Here is a 16460-nt window from a genome sequence, read left to right on the forward strand (position 1 = left end):
TCAGGCCCAAAGAAAAACGTCTCAATTATTGAGGAGGAATCAACGCAGGCGGTTGTTGACTTTTAGCAGGCTCTGGCAAGGGAATCAATGGTGCGCCAGGAGTCTTTGCATCTTCAGGCAGAGGAGGTAGAGACTGGTTATTAATCTGGGGTAACTTCGATGAAGGTGGGGGTGGCAGTGATAGTTTGTGCTGTGGCAGCGTTTTTGTAACCGGAGCAGATCGAGACGATCCAGACGGATTCTGTTTCTTAGAGGGCTGATTCGACTCAAATGCAGGCGGACGAGTTTGCGTTGGATTCACAACAAACCCCGATTGACTCCCTTTTTTCTGAATCGTTTTTTGATTTCCCACACCGAAATTGGGATCCAGAAATGCCAGAAAATGATTGCCACGACCAGCCAGACGAACACCGGTCTTTAAAACATCTCTTGCCTGTTCTGCCTGACCGTCAAAATATAACACGACTCCAAAGATGAAGAGTCTTTCAGGATCACGAATGTCTTCTTTGACCCATTCTGCAACCTGATGTAGCATCGAATCTTTGGCGATCACATTATCTGGACCAAAAAGATTGCTCAAACTTTCTCCTGTGAGCGGCCATTTCGGATCCAGGGCCAATCCTTGTTTAAATTCATAAGCGGCCCGGTCATACTGTTTTAATGCGACCAGCGCGAATCCTTTTTTGAAGTGAGGAGTGGGCAGGTCCTTCGTCAACGAAGCTGCCAGCTTATAACGATCGTAGGCTCTTCGATAATCCTGTTTTTTGAAATACTCATCGCCTTTCACCAAATTACGCAGACTTAACTCGCGTGCATGAGGAGTGGAAGGAATGATGTATTTCTTGATTGTCTTGGTAGGTTTGGGAAGATAATTGGGATCTTCCCAACGTGCTAAATCATCGTTGAGTGCATTATTCAAAGGCAAATTACTCGCAGCACTTGGATTGGTCAGTTGCGGATGCGCTGGAAGAGTGGGTAACGTGCCAGGCACATTACTATAAGGATAAACGGCCGGTGGCGAGAAACCCTGTCCAGGAAGTATCGGATAAAAACCATTCAATGAATAGTTACCGGAGAATAAGACCGGGTTGCCTGCAATGAACGCATCCGTGCTGTAGTATCCAAAACGGTTATAAAAGTAGGGTCCCCAGGGATTACCATAATAGGCATTGCCGGAAAACGAAAAATTAAAATCAACGCTTCCTGAACTTCTACCAAACGAAAACCCGGGACTAGGCCAGGTGCGACCATAATAACGTGGATAGGAATGCCTGTGATGGTGGTGCGAATGATGGTAATGACCATGTCGCCCTTGTGAAGCATGCGGCCTTTGCGCAGAAGCCTGATCGGATAGACCTGAGAACAGACAAGCTGTGCACAATGTGAGAATATACCGCATTTGTTTTCTCCTGAAGGCCCAGCTATTACTTACAATTGCATTATGCACGCTGAATTCCCTAAAAGCAAGGACTTGTTGAATTGATACAGCGATAAACGGCCTTGCATTAAACATGAGAGTGCCACTTCATAAAGACTTTATGATTCTCAAAAACAGCACAAATTCGTTTCCAGACTCAAATCCGATTTTCAGGTCAGAGAAACTCTCAGGAAAAGGATAAAAAATAGTTACGATTCATCCAGATTACGATGATCTGCAAAGTTGAAATAGGAATCAGGTAGCTTAGAGAAGCTTTTTCGCCCTCATTGTCGACCTTGCTGATGAGGTTTATGCCGTAAGTCATCTAACGAAAACAGCTGTCAGGAACGGGTTGCTCATTACATTAGGCACAGCCAAAACTATCAAGTCCAGTTCTCCTCTTCAAACTCAAACCACCCATTTTCACAGGTTTCGAAGGGGTTTTCTACTTCGAAACCATCGGAAATCCTGCTCAGCTTAACTAACCGTTACGACACACATAATCCGATGCAAAAATGACGTAACCTTTTTATCTGATAATGACTTGAGACATTCAAGCGATTATTCCAGCACGCCGATAGATTGTAGCAGTCGCAATGAGAATTCGCGTCTGAATGATCACAAGGAAAACAATTCAGCTGTGAATTAGGTCGATGTTCGCGAGAGTATCAACCACAAACGGAATAACTATTGTAAAGGGATTGTTAACGAACAATCTTTTAGACTCAAGCCAGCGCGAGTTGAGGTATTCAACTTGGACCGAAAGTAGTCTCAAAGGGAACAAAACAAAATTCGCGCAATAATCACAATGGTGTGACATAAGAGGCACATCAATCTGTCTATGATGGTCAGAAAACGACCCAAGAAGGAGACGCTGTTCTATGAAATGGATTAGTCTGTTAAGTGCATTAGTTGTGGCATTAGGGATGAATGCCGTTGCACAAGCAGATCTTTTTGACCTTTCGCTTAATCGCGGGGCTGCAAAGAGCTGTGAATGTGCCTCGACATGTCAACCCGAGTGTTGTAAACCCACTATTACAAAACCATGCGAGCCTAACGTTTATACTTACCAACGTCAGTGCTCATCAATTAAACCACCTTGCTGTGGCGAAACTGGTCCCGCCTGCTGTAAGCCTGCACGTAGGCTCCGCGGTTGGTTCAAAAAACGCTGCTGTAATTCAGGATCAAGCTGCAACTCAGGAAACTGCAACAACGGTTGTGCTCCCAAAGCATGTGCCGCACCAGCTCCAAAGGCTTGCTGTGCTCCTGCTCCAAAAGCATGTGCCGCACCAGCTCCAAAAGCTTGCTGTGCTCCTGCTCCAAAAGCATGTGCCGCACCAGCTCCAAAAGCTTGCTGTGCTCCTGCTCCTAAAGCATGTGCCGCACCAGCTCCAAAAGCTTGCTGTGCTCCTGCTCCAAAAGCATGTGCCGCACCAGCTCCAAAAGCTTGCTGTGCTCCTGCTCCCAAAGCATGCACACCAGCTCCAAAAGCCTGCTGTGCTCCTGCTCCTAAAGCTTGCACACCAGCACCTAAGACTTGTGCTGCACCAGCTGCTAACAACTGCTGCAACGACAAGCCTTGCTGCAACGCAGATCCTTGCGAAATCGCAGAATTGATCTACCAGTCTCAAACAGCTTGCTATGCTAAGCACCGTCGCAAAGCAATCCACAAGCTGGGTGACAAGTTCAACTGTGAGTGCAATCCTGAAATCATGTGTGCTTTCATCTACGCTTTGAACGACGCTGACGAACGTGTTCGTGCTAAAGCTGCTGATGAAATTGGCGACCAGCTTCGTAAGAACAACTGCTGCTGCTCACCACAATTAACAGCTGCACTGACTTGTGCTCTGGGTGACTGCGACAAGAAAGTTGTTCGTGAAGCAACTCAGGCTCTGGAACTCTGCGGATACGAAGTTGTTGAAGGTTGCTGTGACAAACCTTGCTGCCACACTGGATGTGCTCCTAGCGGATGCTCTCCTTCAGCAGCACCAGCTCCTGCTCCAACCTCAGATCCTAAGGCTTACTTCCCCAGCCGTTTTCAAGACCAAAAACAGTCTCGTCGACGTTTGAGTGGAAACAGCCTGTCTAACTTGTTCGGTCTGATTGACTAATTATCAATCAAATCCAGTTAGATAACCATGAACTCTTAAACGGCTCTCCTTTCCAAAAAGGGGAGCCGTTTTTTTTGTTGTCCTTGAGAAATCAAGAAACCAGCATTGAATTCCTTTTATTTTGGACAGTATAATCCGATTATCTGATACTAAAGTCTTAAAGATATGAAAACATTAGACTTAAAATAATATACTCGTAATCTCTGTTATGATCTGTTACCATATAGGCATCCCTCCAACCGACACTCATTGTGTCAAAGCCTGCAGTTGAGAAACATGTATTGTAAGTTCCCTCCTGATTCACAAGTCGACACCCCAAAAACATCCTGCCTGATCAATTACTGCTAAGTATAACTGTGAAAAATGAAGCAAATTTAAGCGTAACCCTATGAAAACACTTGTTGTTTGATTCAGAAATCGAAATGCTACACTCCGAAAACTAGTCAACAATCGCCTTTTCAGATTTGAAGGTTCTCACAATGCGACGTCGAAAATTCCTCAAATACTGCACGAGTGTTTTAAGTTCTATCTATGCCATTATCCTGGCAGTGCCGGCGCTAGGCTTTTTGTTTTCGACGCTTAAGCGAGGACAGCAGGAAAAGGAGACCTATGAGCTGGCCAAGCTGAATGATCTGGAGCCTGGAGTTCCCCAACGCTTTACAATCATCGATCGGCGAGTCGATGCCTGGACGAAATATCCTTCGGGTCCGATTGGATCGGTTTGGATCAGTAAAAATGAAGATGAATCAATCACCGCCTTTTCGTCAACCTGTCCTCATTTAGGATGTGTGGTTGATTACGTACCTGGAGATAAAGTCTTTTTCTGTCCCTGTCATGCAGCCACGTTTGAGTCGAACGGCAGCATCGTCAGTGGTCCTCAGCCTCGTGGAATGGATGAATTAAACGCGTCGATCAAGACGATACGCGGCGAAAAATGGATTGTTGTGGAATACGAAAAATTCGAAACGGGAATTGCAGAAAAAGTTTCAATAAATTAGCGCAGTGTCATTTACCTCAAGCCATGACAACGTAGATGTAATCATTTAAATTTCCCATAGGGAGATCATACAGTGCTGCCAGAAAAAACCAAAAAGTGGATCGATGAACGAACCGGATACAAGAATTTCTTGCATGCGATCTTCTTATTAAATTTTCCCACCAAAAGACGCTCTCGCTGGCAATTCATCTGGGGGGGAGCTCTGGTATTGATGATGCTGGTGGAAATTGTCACCGGCACATTATTAATGACTGTCTATAGCCCTTCTGAAGCGGCAGCCTGGGGCAGTGTGCATTATATTGAAACTCAGGTCAATCTGGGCTGGTTTGTACGAGGACTGCATCATTACACCGCACATATGATGATCGTCGCTATCATTGTGCAGATCTTTCTAGTGATTGTTTCAGCCGGTTATCGCAAGCCAAAAGAATTTATTTACTGGACCAGTCTATTAATTGGCGGGGTCATTGTGGGGTTGACGATTACCGGAAACCCGCTTCCCTGGGATCAGAAAGGTTACTGGTCTTATCAAATTGAAACGGGAATTGCAGGTACGATGCCCGGCATCGGTTCGACGTTACGTTCTTTGGTTGTTGGTGGGAGCGAATTTGGAAACCTCACGTTAACGCGACTTTATACGATTCACGTGATCGTTCTACCGGTCATTGCCATTCTGCTGTTTACCGTTCATATGGCATTGATTCGTCGTGAGCGTCTGCGAACTGCAAAGATCAAAGAAGCCGCCGATGACCCCGATGTCGATTTTGAACTGGATGAAGATGACCCTTTAAAAGATGAAATCACCCAGCCCTATTGGCCCTATCAAACAACAAGAACCCTGGTATTAACCTTATTTCTGATCGGTATCGTCATCATTCAAATGATGACTTATCCCACTCTGAAAAACCAGCATGTTGACTATGAGCTGCTGGAATGGGAGGCCGACCTGCACCCAAGTGAGATTAAACTCGAAGCGCCTGCTGACAGTGCGCTGCCGTTTGTCGCACGACCTGAATGGTTTGTGAGATTTCTGTTTGAACTCAGGCATATGGTTCCCAAGGATCTCGAAGTCTTAGTCACGGCTGTTTTACCGGGCGTGTTACTGGCGATACTGGTTCTGGTTCCCTTTTATGAAAAAGTTTTAGGAGAAAAGTGGGGGCAGCGACTGGCTATTGCCGTTTATGTGGGTGGCATACTCATCATCTCGGGTATTAGCTGGTATGGGATTCAAACAGAGCGTAGTGCTCCCGACTATGCTTTGAATCGTTCGCAGGAAATCGCTTATGCTGCGCGTGCTTCCTGGTTAGCCAGCAAGAACGGGGTTCCTCCTGAAGGGCCGGCTTCTTTACTGCGGAATGACCCGAAATCAATGGGACCGCTCATTTTTGCACGCCATTGTGGAATCTGTCACACATGGAATGGGCATGATGGGACAGGGCACTATATCATGGAGATGAAAGACGGTAAAAAAGTCAAAGCCACTCCTCGTGCTTCAGATCTTGCAGAGTTTGCCACTACTAAATGGATTGCCGAGTTCCTCACCAACCCAAGGGACCCCAAATTCTTCGGCCATGTTGGTTCTCTGAAAGGGGGAGAGGCGATTCTGAATGGCGAAATGAGTGACTGGGCCGACAGCTATGTCGGACCGGAAGGCATACTCTCAAAAGCAGATATTGAAGCCGTCTCAGCACTCCTGGCGCGCGAAGCAAATCGGAGAGACTATGAACCTGTCAGCGAGGCTGTTATCAAGCGCGGTATTTCTGTTTTCAGTGGTCAGAATTTCAAAGACAAAGACGGCAAAGTCGTCGATTTTGATGGCTATTGTGCGCAATGCCACGCCATGAAAGCGGGAGATCCTGACGATGAAGGAGGAGGTGCCGCACCTGACTTCAATGGTTATGGATCGGCCAAATGGCTCTCTGAGTTCATTCGCAGCCCGGGCGCAGAAAAGTTTTATGGTGATAAAAATATCATGCCTGCCTTTGAAGAATCCAAGCTTTCCAAACACGATTTGAACTTGCTTGTCAACTGGATGCGTGGAGAATGGCAACGACCGAAAACGGAAAACTAAGTTCTTGTATATTTCAAAGGAACTATACAAGAACTTACGAACGTGGGATGAGTGTCGCCTCGGAAGTAGCCTTCTGTTCTTCGATTTTTTTGCGCAGCTGTTTCAATGCGGATTTGAGTATCGGGTCTTGGGTTTTCGTAAAGTCATCATGCGTTGCCTTCACTTTGACATCAGGCTGAACACCTACAGAATCGAGCGGCTTAGCATTCATATCAAGGGCGATCCAACGCGGTAGATTCACAATGATGCCCGCACCTGGGTTGAGTTGCCGGGGATTTCCACTGGATCCGGCTGTCCGATCCCCCATGGTTGTTACGTTAGGACATTGTGCCAGCATCAGCACAAATGCCTCAGCGGAACTCATCGTTTTCTCACCTTGTAAAACAATAACAGGCCCACGGTAATACCAATTCTTATTCGGTGCGAAGGTGCGTTTCTGTTTGGTTCCCAAGTCGCTGTGCTGATCACCGTTTCGATACTGATGCATCGCATAAACTCTGGGACGATCGACAAAGAAGCCTGCCAGCTTCGCACCTAGAGGCTCTGATCCACCACCATTGGCACGCAAATCTAAAATCAGGCCTCGCGTTCCCTTCATTTCTTTCAGAACCATTTCGAAATCTCTGGGGAGTGACTCATTTACCAGATTATCAACTGCGATATAGCCAATGCCGTCTTTAGTCTGTCCCCATCGCAGTCCCTTTCTACGGTCAAATGAACCTATGAGATGCGCGGCCGCGGCGGGACTGGCATTAAAGAATCGCTCGCGGTTAAAGCCTTGGACATAGTTACCATCCACTTTCACATAAACATGCAGATCTTTTAAATGCTTGAGCATTTCATTGAGAATCTGAGCCAGTTCACGATTGCTCTTTGCTTTCGCTATGAGTGGCCTGTATTTCTTCCGCAGGCTCTGCCAGTCAACATCTGGCTTGATCATGAACATGGCATACTCGCGATCAAACGCGTTCCATACTGTGTCGAAAATCTCTAATGCCCCACCATCCTTCAATGGGGTCGCGACGGGGAGTGTCCGCTGCCGAAACGCATCAACATATTTCGCCTCATTTTTTCCAGTGTCGATCACATAGAATCGTCGCGAACCTTCTTTGGTTTCCAGATCGAAAATGATCGATTCTCTGAGCGGGATCACTGGTCTCCCTTTGTTTTGCCAGCTAGATCGCATCTTAAAATGCGCCAGTTCTTTTGCCTGTTCAACGAGGGTCACATCGCCTTGTTCCCCAACGGTATCAGATGGAAACAGGTTTCCAACAAGTGCCGGATGAAAACGCATCCACACGCTTGTGATATGCTCCCCCTTACCAGCGCCAGCCGACAGAACATTGCCTGGCTTATCGGCAAATACAGCAGCCCAAAGTACGTTCGTGCCGTGACATCCAAAAACAACCTGCGAAGGCCCCAGCTTGATTTCAAAGTCGTCTGCCAGCTTGTAGTGAAAGGATTTCAGAATCCAAACATCCTGTTGACCTGAAGTCCAGTTATAGGCACGGAACTGCTTCGAATAATCTAGATTCGCGGTGTATTTCTTACCAAGATCTTCGGCAACGGCAGTTGCCGTTAAGAAGACCAGTAATAATCCGAAAATCGAAAAATATTTCAGAGATCGCCAGACCAGTTGTAAGCTGAGAGAGCTTGTCACCATGAAACCACATCCTCGCAACAGAAAATTTCATCTTCACTGTCAGATCTTCCCGATGGTATCTTCTTCGCTAGAGCATTACCAATCTTGAGAAAAAAGAAGGATCTTGATCAAGCCTGGTTTCCTCACTCGTCTCTCAAGGACTCTGAATCTCTACTCCTGCCGGTAACTTCACTTGCGAATTACCGGCAAGATAGGCAATCAAATCTGCCAGTTGCTGATCGCTCAGCTTTTCCAATTGTCCCTCTGGCATGAGTGAGAGATTTGACTGAGTCATCTCCTCAATCTGTTGCCGATCGAATACGAATTGTTCGTTCTGTGTTTGCAGAGTCAATTGTTGATCTGTCTTTCTGACTACAGTACCGTTCAACACGCGACCATCTTCCAAAGCAAGTACCACCATCTCATAGCCTTTGGGAATCAGGGCAGAAGGATCAACCATGTTTTCTAACAGATAATCCATATTCGTCCGGTTGGCGCCCGTCAGATCCGGACCAATTGTGCCCCCGTTTCCAAACAGGCGATGACATTTCGCACAGGTTTTTTCATATAAGGCCCGTCCCTTTGTGCGATCTGCCTGCTGCAATCGCTCTGCGGTTAATAGAGTTTTATAATTTTCAATTTGTGCGCGTTTCTTTTCGGGGGTCTCTCGGGTCTGTCCCCAGACCTGATTCAATTTGTCGACAACTGCCTTATTGCGAAAGTTGCGTAGCTGTCGCACATGGAATGCTGAGACATCCTCTTGAGGGATCTGTTTTTTATCGATGGCATTCAGCAAAAGCAGCACGTATTCTTTTCGGCTGCAAACTGTGTCCAATAGTGCCTCGCGGCCTTCCTTTTTAATCCCTCGATAACGTGCCAGCATGCGCTGAATCGTCAGCGGATCATAAAACTTCGACAAACCACGAATTGCCAATGCCTGCAACTCCGTGACATTCGCTGACTGCTGGATGACAGGTAATAAATCTTTATCCTGCGAACTGTTTAACAAGGTCTCTAAGGCCTGATATCGACTTTTCATGGAACGATTCGAATCGACGGCAATCTTCTTGAGAACATCCATTGTCTGGCCATCGCCGAAAATGACAGACAACTCTGTGACGAGCGCCTGTAAATCCTGGGAGTCTGTTTTTGAGACCTGTTGTTTTAAAGTCTGCCAATTCTCTGGTGCCTGTGCTTTGAGTCGTCCTTGCAATGCGGCCTGAATTCCAGCTAGCAGATCTTGTTGGGCAACGGGATCCTTGCTATTAATGGTCAGTTGAACCAGCTTTCTGACATATTCGGGATGCTGATCAATGTCTTCCGTCAATCGACGCGCTACCAGTTGACGAATCAATGGACGGGTGGAGTGACTGAGAAACTGTAATGCGGAATCACTTGCACTCATCACCGATGGTTCGATTCCATACCAGAGCATCAGCGTGAAATTACGATCTGCTGTCTCTTGATGATTCTGGTCGAGACCCGCGGCGATCTCCCAGCAATCCTGGGGGGAAAGAGACTGTAAAGCTGATGCGAGATAGAGCCTTACTAAACCAGAAGGTTCCTGTTTTGCCAACTTCGCAAAACGTTTGACTGCTGCGGAAGATATTTTTTGATCATCAACCAATAACCGAATTGCCCAGAGCCGTACGTGCTCATCAGGGTCGTTCAACTGTTGCTCCAGCCAGAAATCATTCACTTGATTCATGCAATATAAAGCCCACATTGCTCGCAGCCGCCGGGAAACCTCTTTTGATGTCTTATAAATCTTCAATAACTCTGCCTTAGGCTGGCTCCAACTCGCGACGGTCCCCGCGCGCTCGGTCAAAATTCTTCGCGCATGTCTGACATACCAGTCATTCGGATGCAGTTGCAGCTTGACCAATTCGCTGTCCGAAAGTTGATTCAGATCAAGCTGCTTCGGCGGAGTCACATCCCCATAGGAAATCTTATAGATGCGACCGCTGGTGCGATGCACACCATCATGATCATGGCACTCTCCCAAGTCGGCCCAGTCAGTCAGATAAACACTGCCATCAGGACCATATTTAAGTTCGATGCCTCGAAACCAGTCTGACCCGGTTAACAGAAAATCGGGACGATGAGTGCCGACGTAACCGGAGCCTTCGCGCTCCAGCGCATCATTGTTAACACGGTGCCCGTGTGTGTTACACATGAAGATGGAGTTACGATATTTCTGTGGCCAGTTATCTCCCAGATAAATCATGCCACCACAGTGACTATGGCCGCCACCCATCTTACCGTGAACTCCGGAAGTATCTCGCGAATCGGTCCATTTGCCTGAGGAACTATCCCAATGATCGTGGTCGGCACACTTCGTCATTAATTCATAAACGTACGGATTTGGATCGCTGCCATGACCCGACATCCGAAGATAGTGAGAACCGGGAATCATATGCCATAAATGACCATTCACATTATTCGTGAAAAACATCTGCCCATATTCATCATAATCAAAACCCCAGGGGTTTGTTGTTCCGGAACTCACCTCTTCCACGGTTTTGCGAACCGGATGAAAGCGCCAGATACCCGCATGAATCAGGGTTCTTTTTGAAGGGTCGGTTTCGGGTGTTCCCACCAGTGAGGTATAGGTAATTCCGTGTCGCCCATACAACCAGCCATCAGGCCCCCACGTCAGACCGCTGACAATATTATGCCTGACCTGCTTATAGTTCCAACCATCGAGCAACACTTGAGGCTTCCCATCAGGTACATCATCGTGGTTTTTATCCTCGAAATAGAGGAGTTCCCCTCGACATAACGCCCAGACTCCATGGGAACCGACGGTGAGACTCGTAAGAGGTCCTGGTCCTTTCCAGAAAACTTTTCGCCGATCCTGTTTTCCATCGCCGTTGGTATCTTCCAGAATGATAATCCGATCGAAGAACTGATCCTGATACTTACCGTGTGCTTCGTAACTGAAACATTCTGCAACCCACACACGTCCACGGTCATCAATATCAAAACCGATGGGTTGATGCACGTCAGGTTCACTGGCAAACAGCGTGACTTGGAAGCCATCGGGAACGGTCATATTCTTAACGGTTTGCTCAGGAGAGGTCGCGATGTCTTTGGGATCTTGCGTATTTTTGATCGGGAATTCATCAGCAGAGAGTGAAATTTGAAAACCGGAAAAAAGCAGACATGCAAGAAGACAGGCATAGCATCGGTGTGGGTCGTTGAAGCGCATCAATCACCTTTTGTGGCAGGAATGAAAAGACGAAAATAACGAACTATGATTAATGCTATAGTAGACCGAGGGCAAGGGCAATCAAATCGCAGCGTAGATAGCCAATAAATTTAGACAAATACGGCAAACTAATTGTCGCTGGCGTCAAACATTTCCCGGAATTTCCCCAACACTTTTGTGACGGCTGAAGTAAGCGGGCCGTTTAACATCGCTCCGGAAGCTTGTCGATGCCCGCCCCCTCCAAATGATTCGGCGATTTTGGAAATATCCCAGGTGGTGCGGCTTCGAAAACTGATTTTCACCTGACGACTGCGTTGTTCAACGGCAATAAAAGCGGCCTGAGTTCCTGCTAACGTAAGGCAATAGTTAACTAATCCCTCTGTATCCACTGGTGTCGTTCCGGTTTCGCTGAAGTCTTCGCAACTGACAACCGTATAAGCCAGCAGGCCATCAAAATCGGTTTGCACTTTACCAAGCACTCGCCCCATCAATTTTAATTGAGGTAAACTATTCTGCTCATAAAGTAGTTCATAAATCTGATGCGGCTCAGCCCCGGCGGAAATCAGATCGCTGACGATTTGCATCGTATAACTGGTGGTTGAAGGGAAACGAAACCAGCCGGTGTCGGTCGCAATCGCCGCATAAATCAGGGTCGCAATCTCGGGAGTCAGCGTACACTTCAGGGCTTTTCCCAAATCATAAATCAGACAGCCTGTGGCAGGGGAATTAATATCCTTGAATTCCTCGGCGCCCATTGTATCGGAACTGACGTGATGATCGATCACCACTTTTTTTGATTCAGTTTTGCGATAAAAATTCGCCAGGCCCGGTAATTGTGACCAGGCACTGGTGTCGAGAATCATGTGCAATTCAGCCCATTCGAAATCTTCGGCAGTCACACCATCACCAACATAACGAACTTCGTGTTCTCCGATCAGAAATTCCAGACTTTGGGGGTGCACCGAGGGATTGATTATCCGTACTTCTTTTCCTAATTGCTTGAGAAAACCAGCCAACGCTAATTCCGACCCCAGAGCGTCGGCATCAGGTCGGACATGACAGGAAAGGAGAATTTTCTGATGCGTTTCGATTAGTTCACAAAGGGGACTCCAGTTAATGCTCATTCATGATTCCTGCTCAGATTGTTCCTGCGATTTTTTGTTTCTGGTTCCGCTTTGTATTGAGTTTATCTTAGAGGATTATTGAGCAGGCTTCCATTCAAGGACTTGTTTTTTTGCTGTTTCAACATCAATCGCCAATTGTGCTTTGAGCGTTTCGACGTCAGAAAAGGTTTCCGTTTCTCTCAGCTTCTCCAGAAATTCGACCTTGAGATTTTGATCATAGATCTCTTCTGAAAAACCAATCAAATAGACTTCTACCTTCTTCTCAGACTTCTCGAATGTCGGATTCGTGCCAATATGAATCGCCGCGGGATAGCGATCTTCTCCTACAATTCCAAACCCGCAATAAACTCCCTCTCCAGGAAGCAAGGTAGATACCTCAGACAGGTTAGCGGTCGGGAAACCTAAAAGTCTTCCCCGTTCATCACCATGGACCACTGTGCCTTTTACCTGATATAGTCGGCCCAGCATTTCGGTTGCCGGGGTGAGATTCCCCGACTGAATTGCGTTACGAACTTCGGAAGAAGAAATCATTCGTCCATCACAAATGTCAGGTTCAACGACTTCAAAAGAAAGCCCCGCACGCGCACATAATTGCTGTAGCAAGCTCACATCCCCGGATCGATCTTTACCGAAATAAAAATTGGGACCTTCCACCAAGCCCTTTACTTTTAATTGATCAATTAAAACCTGTTGAAAGAATTCTTCCGGACTGAGGCGGAGCAAAGCATGATCAGTGGGGTAGGCTATGACAAAATCGACCCCCAGGCTCTGCAAGATTGCAGCACGATCTTCGATTCCCATTAATTCGGGTGGTGCAAATTCAGGTCTGAGAAGATGAATGGGATGCGGATCAAATGTAAAGACGATTGCAGGCAGATTTTGACTGCGCGCCTGTTGAATCAGTGTTTGAATGATCAATTGGTGCCCTCGATGCACACCATCAAAATTACCAATTGAGAGTATTCCCCCCAGACAGGCATCGAAACCGTTTAATCCTCGTATTAACACCACTTAACCCAACAATATCTTGTCTTTATTTAGAAATTCGTTCTGACTGGAAATCATACCTGGCAGTTTCTATTGAATCGACAACAATTCAGAAAATGTAGAGTCTTAAGTACCATCTAGTCTTCATTATTGCTACTATTATTGACAGAGGAAGTCATTTCCTCCATACCCGCTTCGCATCAGTGAGAATTCACCTGAAAAAGTGAAAGCAAACAATATCGTCCTGATGCCCTCCAGTAGCACACCCACTTTATTAAATAACGGGAGATAACGAAATGGACCACAACCCTCTCAATCGCCGAGATTTCCTGAAAACATCAGGAACAACAGCTGTTGCCGCCAGTACCATCGCCGGATTGGCAACCGTACCTGCATTCGGAGCCGCCAACAGTAACGAAGCCATTCGCATTGGATTTATCGGCCCCGGTGGACGTGGGTTTGGCGCACATGTGAAGAAGCTGGTCCAGTTAAAGAAGGACGGCATGAACATTGACCTGGTCGCTGTCTCTGATGTCTATTCAGAACACCGTGATCGCACAGCCAACTATATCAAAAAGGAGCTGGGCAATGATGTAAATGCCTATGTCGATTATCGCGACATGCTCGAAAAAGAAAAGCTGGATGCGGTGGCGATTGGAACTCCCGACCACTGGCACGCCAAGCAGACCATCGATGCCATGAACGCCGGCCTCAACGTCTATTGTGAAAAACCAATGACGAAGAAAGTCGAGGAAGCACTGGCGGTCGTTGATACCTGGAAAAAGACAGGCAAGATCATGCAGGTCGGTGTACAGTCCACGAGTCTGCCTGTTTGGGATGATGTCCGGGCACGTCTCCAGGACGGGCAACTCGGCAAAGTACTACAGTTCCAGACCGAATACTTCCGCAACTCTTCCATGGGTCAGTGGCGGTACTACGCTCTGAAAAAAGAGATGAACCCGAAAAACATTAATTGGGATCTCTGGCTCGGTACAAAGGAAGGTCTGGCAGAACATCAACCGTTTGACCGTGCTGTGTATGCCCAATGGCGTCGTTTCTGGCCTTTCGGATCGGGCATGTATACCGACCTTTTCGTTCACAGAACCACGGCGATGTTGAAAGCCACCGGACTGAGATTTCCTGGCCGCGTTGTCGGAGCAGGGGGGCTCTTCCTGGAATACGATGGAAGAGATGTGCCTGATGTCGCTACAGTGGCAGCCGACTTCAACGAAGGTGTCCAAGGGCTGATCAACGCCACCATGTGTAACCAAGAGACCCGCATTCAGCAGGTCATTCGTGGCCATCATGGTTCGTTTGTCTTTGGAAACGGCGAAGGGTTCGACGGGTACGATTTCGTTCCTGAACGACCACAAGTCACACGAGACAGTTCGTTGAAAAAACAACGAATCGATGTCGCACAGGTCAAAGACACCACCTATAACCACTTCAAAAACTGGATTGAAGCGATGGAGGCGAATGACCAAAGTAAGTGTAACAATCCCCCCGATCTTGGTGCAGCCGCGATTGCGATTGTCAACCTGGGCTCCAGCAGTTATCGCGACGGGAAAGTGTTCCACTTCGATCCTGATTCACGCAAGATTTCCAATGGCGATGGAAGCTGGGCAAAAAAATGGGAAGCCATGTCAAAAGCACGGCAAAAACCAAAACACATTCCCGGCTGGAAAGCCGGCGATAAAGGAAGCCTTTTGGAAGAGCCCAAATACATGGCACTTGCAGGTCCGTGGATCGATGGCAAACCACCGAAAGCGGACCCCAACTCCAACGCGGGTTAATTCTCTCGCTTGATTCTTTAATTCCCGCTTTCCTCACTGGAATGCGGGAATTTTTTCACGTATAACTTGTTTCAAGTACAATCAAAATTCACCTTTTGTCCCATGGATCTCATCATGAAGCGTTTTTCTGTCGCTCTTGTAGCGTTGATGGCAATTTTGACTTCCCTTACTTCTGTCAATGCAGGAGAAAAGACTGGTTTTACCTGGAAAGATCATCCCGAGAAAAAAGTGGCTGATCTCTATTACAACGGAAACCCCGTTCTGCAATACGTCTATCCTTACGATGATTCATCGGCAGAAAAAATTCATGATACATACAAAGTGTTTCATCACGTCTACGGTCCGGGTAGTAAAGCAATTATCACAAAAGGTCCCGGCGGAAAATTCACTCATCACCGCGGACTCTATGTAGGCTGGAATAAAACATTTTTTGATGGAAAACAGCTTGATTTCTGGCACTGCAAGAACGGGGCTCATCTCCGACATGCCGAAATGATTGAAATGGCCGGCGGACCTGACTCGGGAACCATGACCTCAGAAATTCATTGGAACGATGCCAAAGGCAAACCCGTCATTGAAGAAACTCGTAAAGTCACTGTCACCCCCATCAAAGTTTCGACTTCAAAAAATCCTGCCTGGCAGATTGACTGGCAGACAACACTCAAGAGTAAACGTGGCGAAATCAAACTCGATGGCGACCGTCAGCATGCCGGTTTTCAATTCCGGGCCGCACAGGCAGTCGCCGATGCCAACAACGCGACTTACGTTCGTCCGGAAGGCTTTCCCCAACAGCCAGCTCCGTTTCAGGTTTCCGATAAAAAAGATCCCAACGGACACATCAATCTCGGCTGGTTTGCCATGACCTATGTAATTGATGGCAAACGCTACAATGTCGAATATTTTGAAGATCCCAGTGTTCCCAAACCCTCGCGCTATTCGGAACGTCCTTACGGTCGCTTTGGTGCGTTCTTCAATACAAAGTTCGATGAAAGTAAGCCACTCGAAATGAAGTATCGAGTTATCGTCAGTGAAGGAAAGACGCCGAGCCAGGCTGAAATCCAAAAGCGTTACGATCAGTTTGTTGCTTCCCTCAAAAAATAGGACTCA

Annotated in this window: 11 protein-coding genes; 5 read left to right on the plus strand and 6 right to left on the minus strand. The window is 47.1% G+C overall.

The features are described 5' to 3' along the window. Positions 1–25: 25 nt before the first annotated feature. Both V202x_RS12550 and V202x_RS12555 read right to left on the minus strand, forming a co-directional pair. Entirely contained in the window at positions 26–1399 is a 1374-nt protein-coding gene (locus tag V202x_RS12550) for a tetratricopeptide repeat protein (RefSeq protein ID WP_145175107.1), read from the minus strand. A 1093-nt stretch (positions 1400–2492) separates the two neighbouring features. Continuing rightward, the gene (locus tag V202x_RS12555; RefSeq protein WP_145175110.1) at positions 2493–3005 is read right to left on the minus strand and encodes a hypothetical protein; all 513 of its coding nucleotides are present in this window, start codon (positions 3003–3005) and stop codon (positions 2493–2495) included. Between the two features lie 25 nt (positions 3006–3030). On the opposite strand from V202x_RS12555, the gene V202x_RS12560 reads away from it, so the two are divergent. From V202x_RS12560 to V202x_RS12570, 3 genes are all read left to right on the plus strand, one after another. Beyond that, positions 3031–3528: a HEAT repeat domain-containing protein gene (locus V202x_RS12560; RefSeq protein ID WP_232098961.1), complete on the plus strand. Its 498-nt coding sequence runs from the start codon at positions 3031–3033 to the stop codon at positions 3526–3528. 479 nt (positions 3529–4007) lie between these two features. Beyond that, entirely contained in the window at positions 4008–4526 is a 519-nt protein-coding gene (locus tag V202x_RS12565; RefSeq protein WP_145175113.1) for a ubiquinol-cytochrome c reductase iron-sulfur subunit, read from the plus strand. Between the two features lie 72 nt (positions 4527–4598). Then, on the plus strand, positions 4599–6596 hold the full coding sequence (locus tag V202x_RS12570) for a cytochrome b N-terminal domain-containing protein (protein ID WP_145175116.1): 1998 nt from the start codon (positions 4599–4601) through the stop codon (positions 6594–6596). Positions 6597–6630: 34 nt separating this feature from the next. Here V202x_RS12570 and V202x_RS12575 read toward each other — a convergent pair whose 3' ends face one another. The 4 genes from V202x_RS12575 to V202x_RS12590 form a co-directional block, all read right to left on the minus strand. Continuing rightward, positions 6631–8259, minus strand: a complete 1629-nt coding sequence (locus V202x_RS12575) for a S41 family peptidase (protein ID WP_145175119.1) — start codon at positions 8257–8259, stop codon at positions 6631–6633. Between the two features lie 133 nt (positions 8260–8392). Then, positions 8393–11449 (minus strand): PVC-type heme-binding CxxCH protein, encoded by a 3057-nt coding sequence (locus tag V202x_RS12580; protein WP_145175122.1) that lies wholly within the window; start codon positions 11447–11449, stop codon positions 8393–8395. A 128-nt stretch (positions 11450–11577) separates the two neighbouring features. Beyond that, complete coding sequence (locus tag V202x_RS12585; protein WP_144986308.1) at positions 11578–12573, minus strand: DHH family phosphoesterase; 996 nt, start codon at positions 12571–12573, stop codon at positions 11578–11580. Positions 12574–12648: 75 nt separating this feature from the next. Then, the gene (locus V202x_RS12590; protein ID WP_232098962.1) at positions 12649–13581 is read right to left on the minus strand and encodes a bifunctional riboflavin kinase/FAD synthetase; all 933 of its coding nucleotides are present in this window, start codon (positions 13579–13581) and stop codon (positions 12649–12651) included. A 275-nt stretch (positions 13582–13856) separates the two neighbouring features. Here V202x_RS12590 and V202x_RS12595 point away from each other — a divergent pair, with 275 nt between their 5' ends. Together V202x_RS12595 and V202x_RS12600 are read left to right on the plus strand one after the other, a co-directional pair. Further along, on the plus strand, positions 13857–15353 hold the full coding sequence (locus tag V202x_RS12595; RefSeq protein WP_145175125.1) for a Gfo/Idh/MocA family oxidoreductase: 1497 nt from the start codon (positions 13857–13859) through the stop codon (positions 15351–15353). Between the two features lie 114 nt (positions 15354–15467). After that, positions 15468–16454 (plus strand): DUF6807 family protein, encoded by a 987-nt coding sequence (locus V202x_RS12600; protein ID WP_145175128.1) that lies wholly within the window; start codon positions 15468–15470, stop codon positions 16452–16454. Positions 16455–16460 lie beyond the last annotated feature (6 nt).

Source organism: Gimesia aquarii (assembly GCF_007748175.1).
GTDB classification, from domain to species: Bacteria; Planctomycetota; Planctomycetia; order Planctomycetales; family Planctomycetaceae; genus Gimesia; species Gimesia aquarii_A.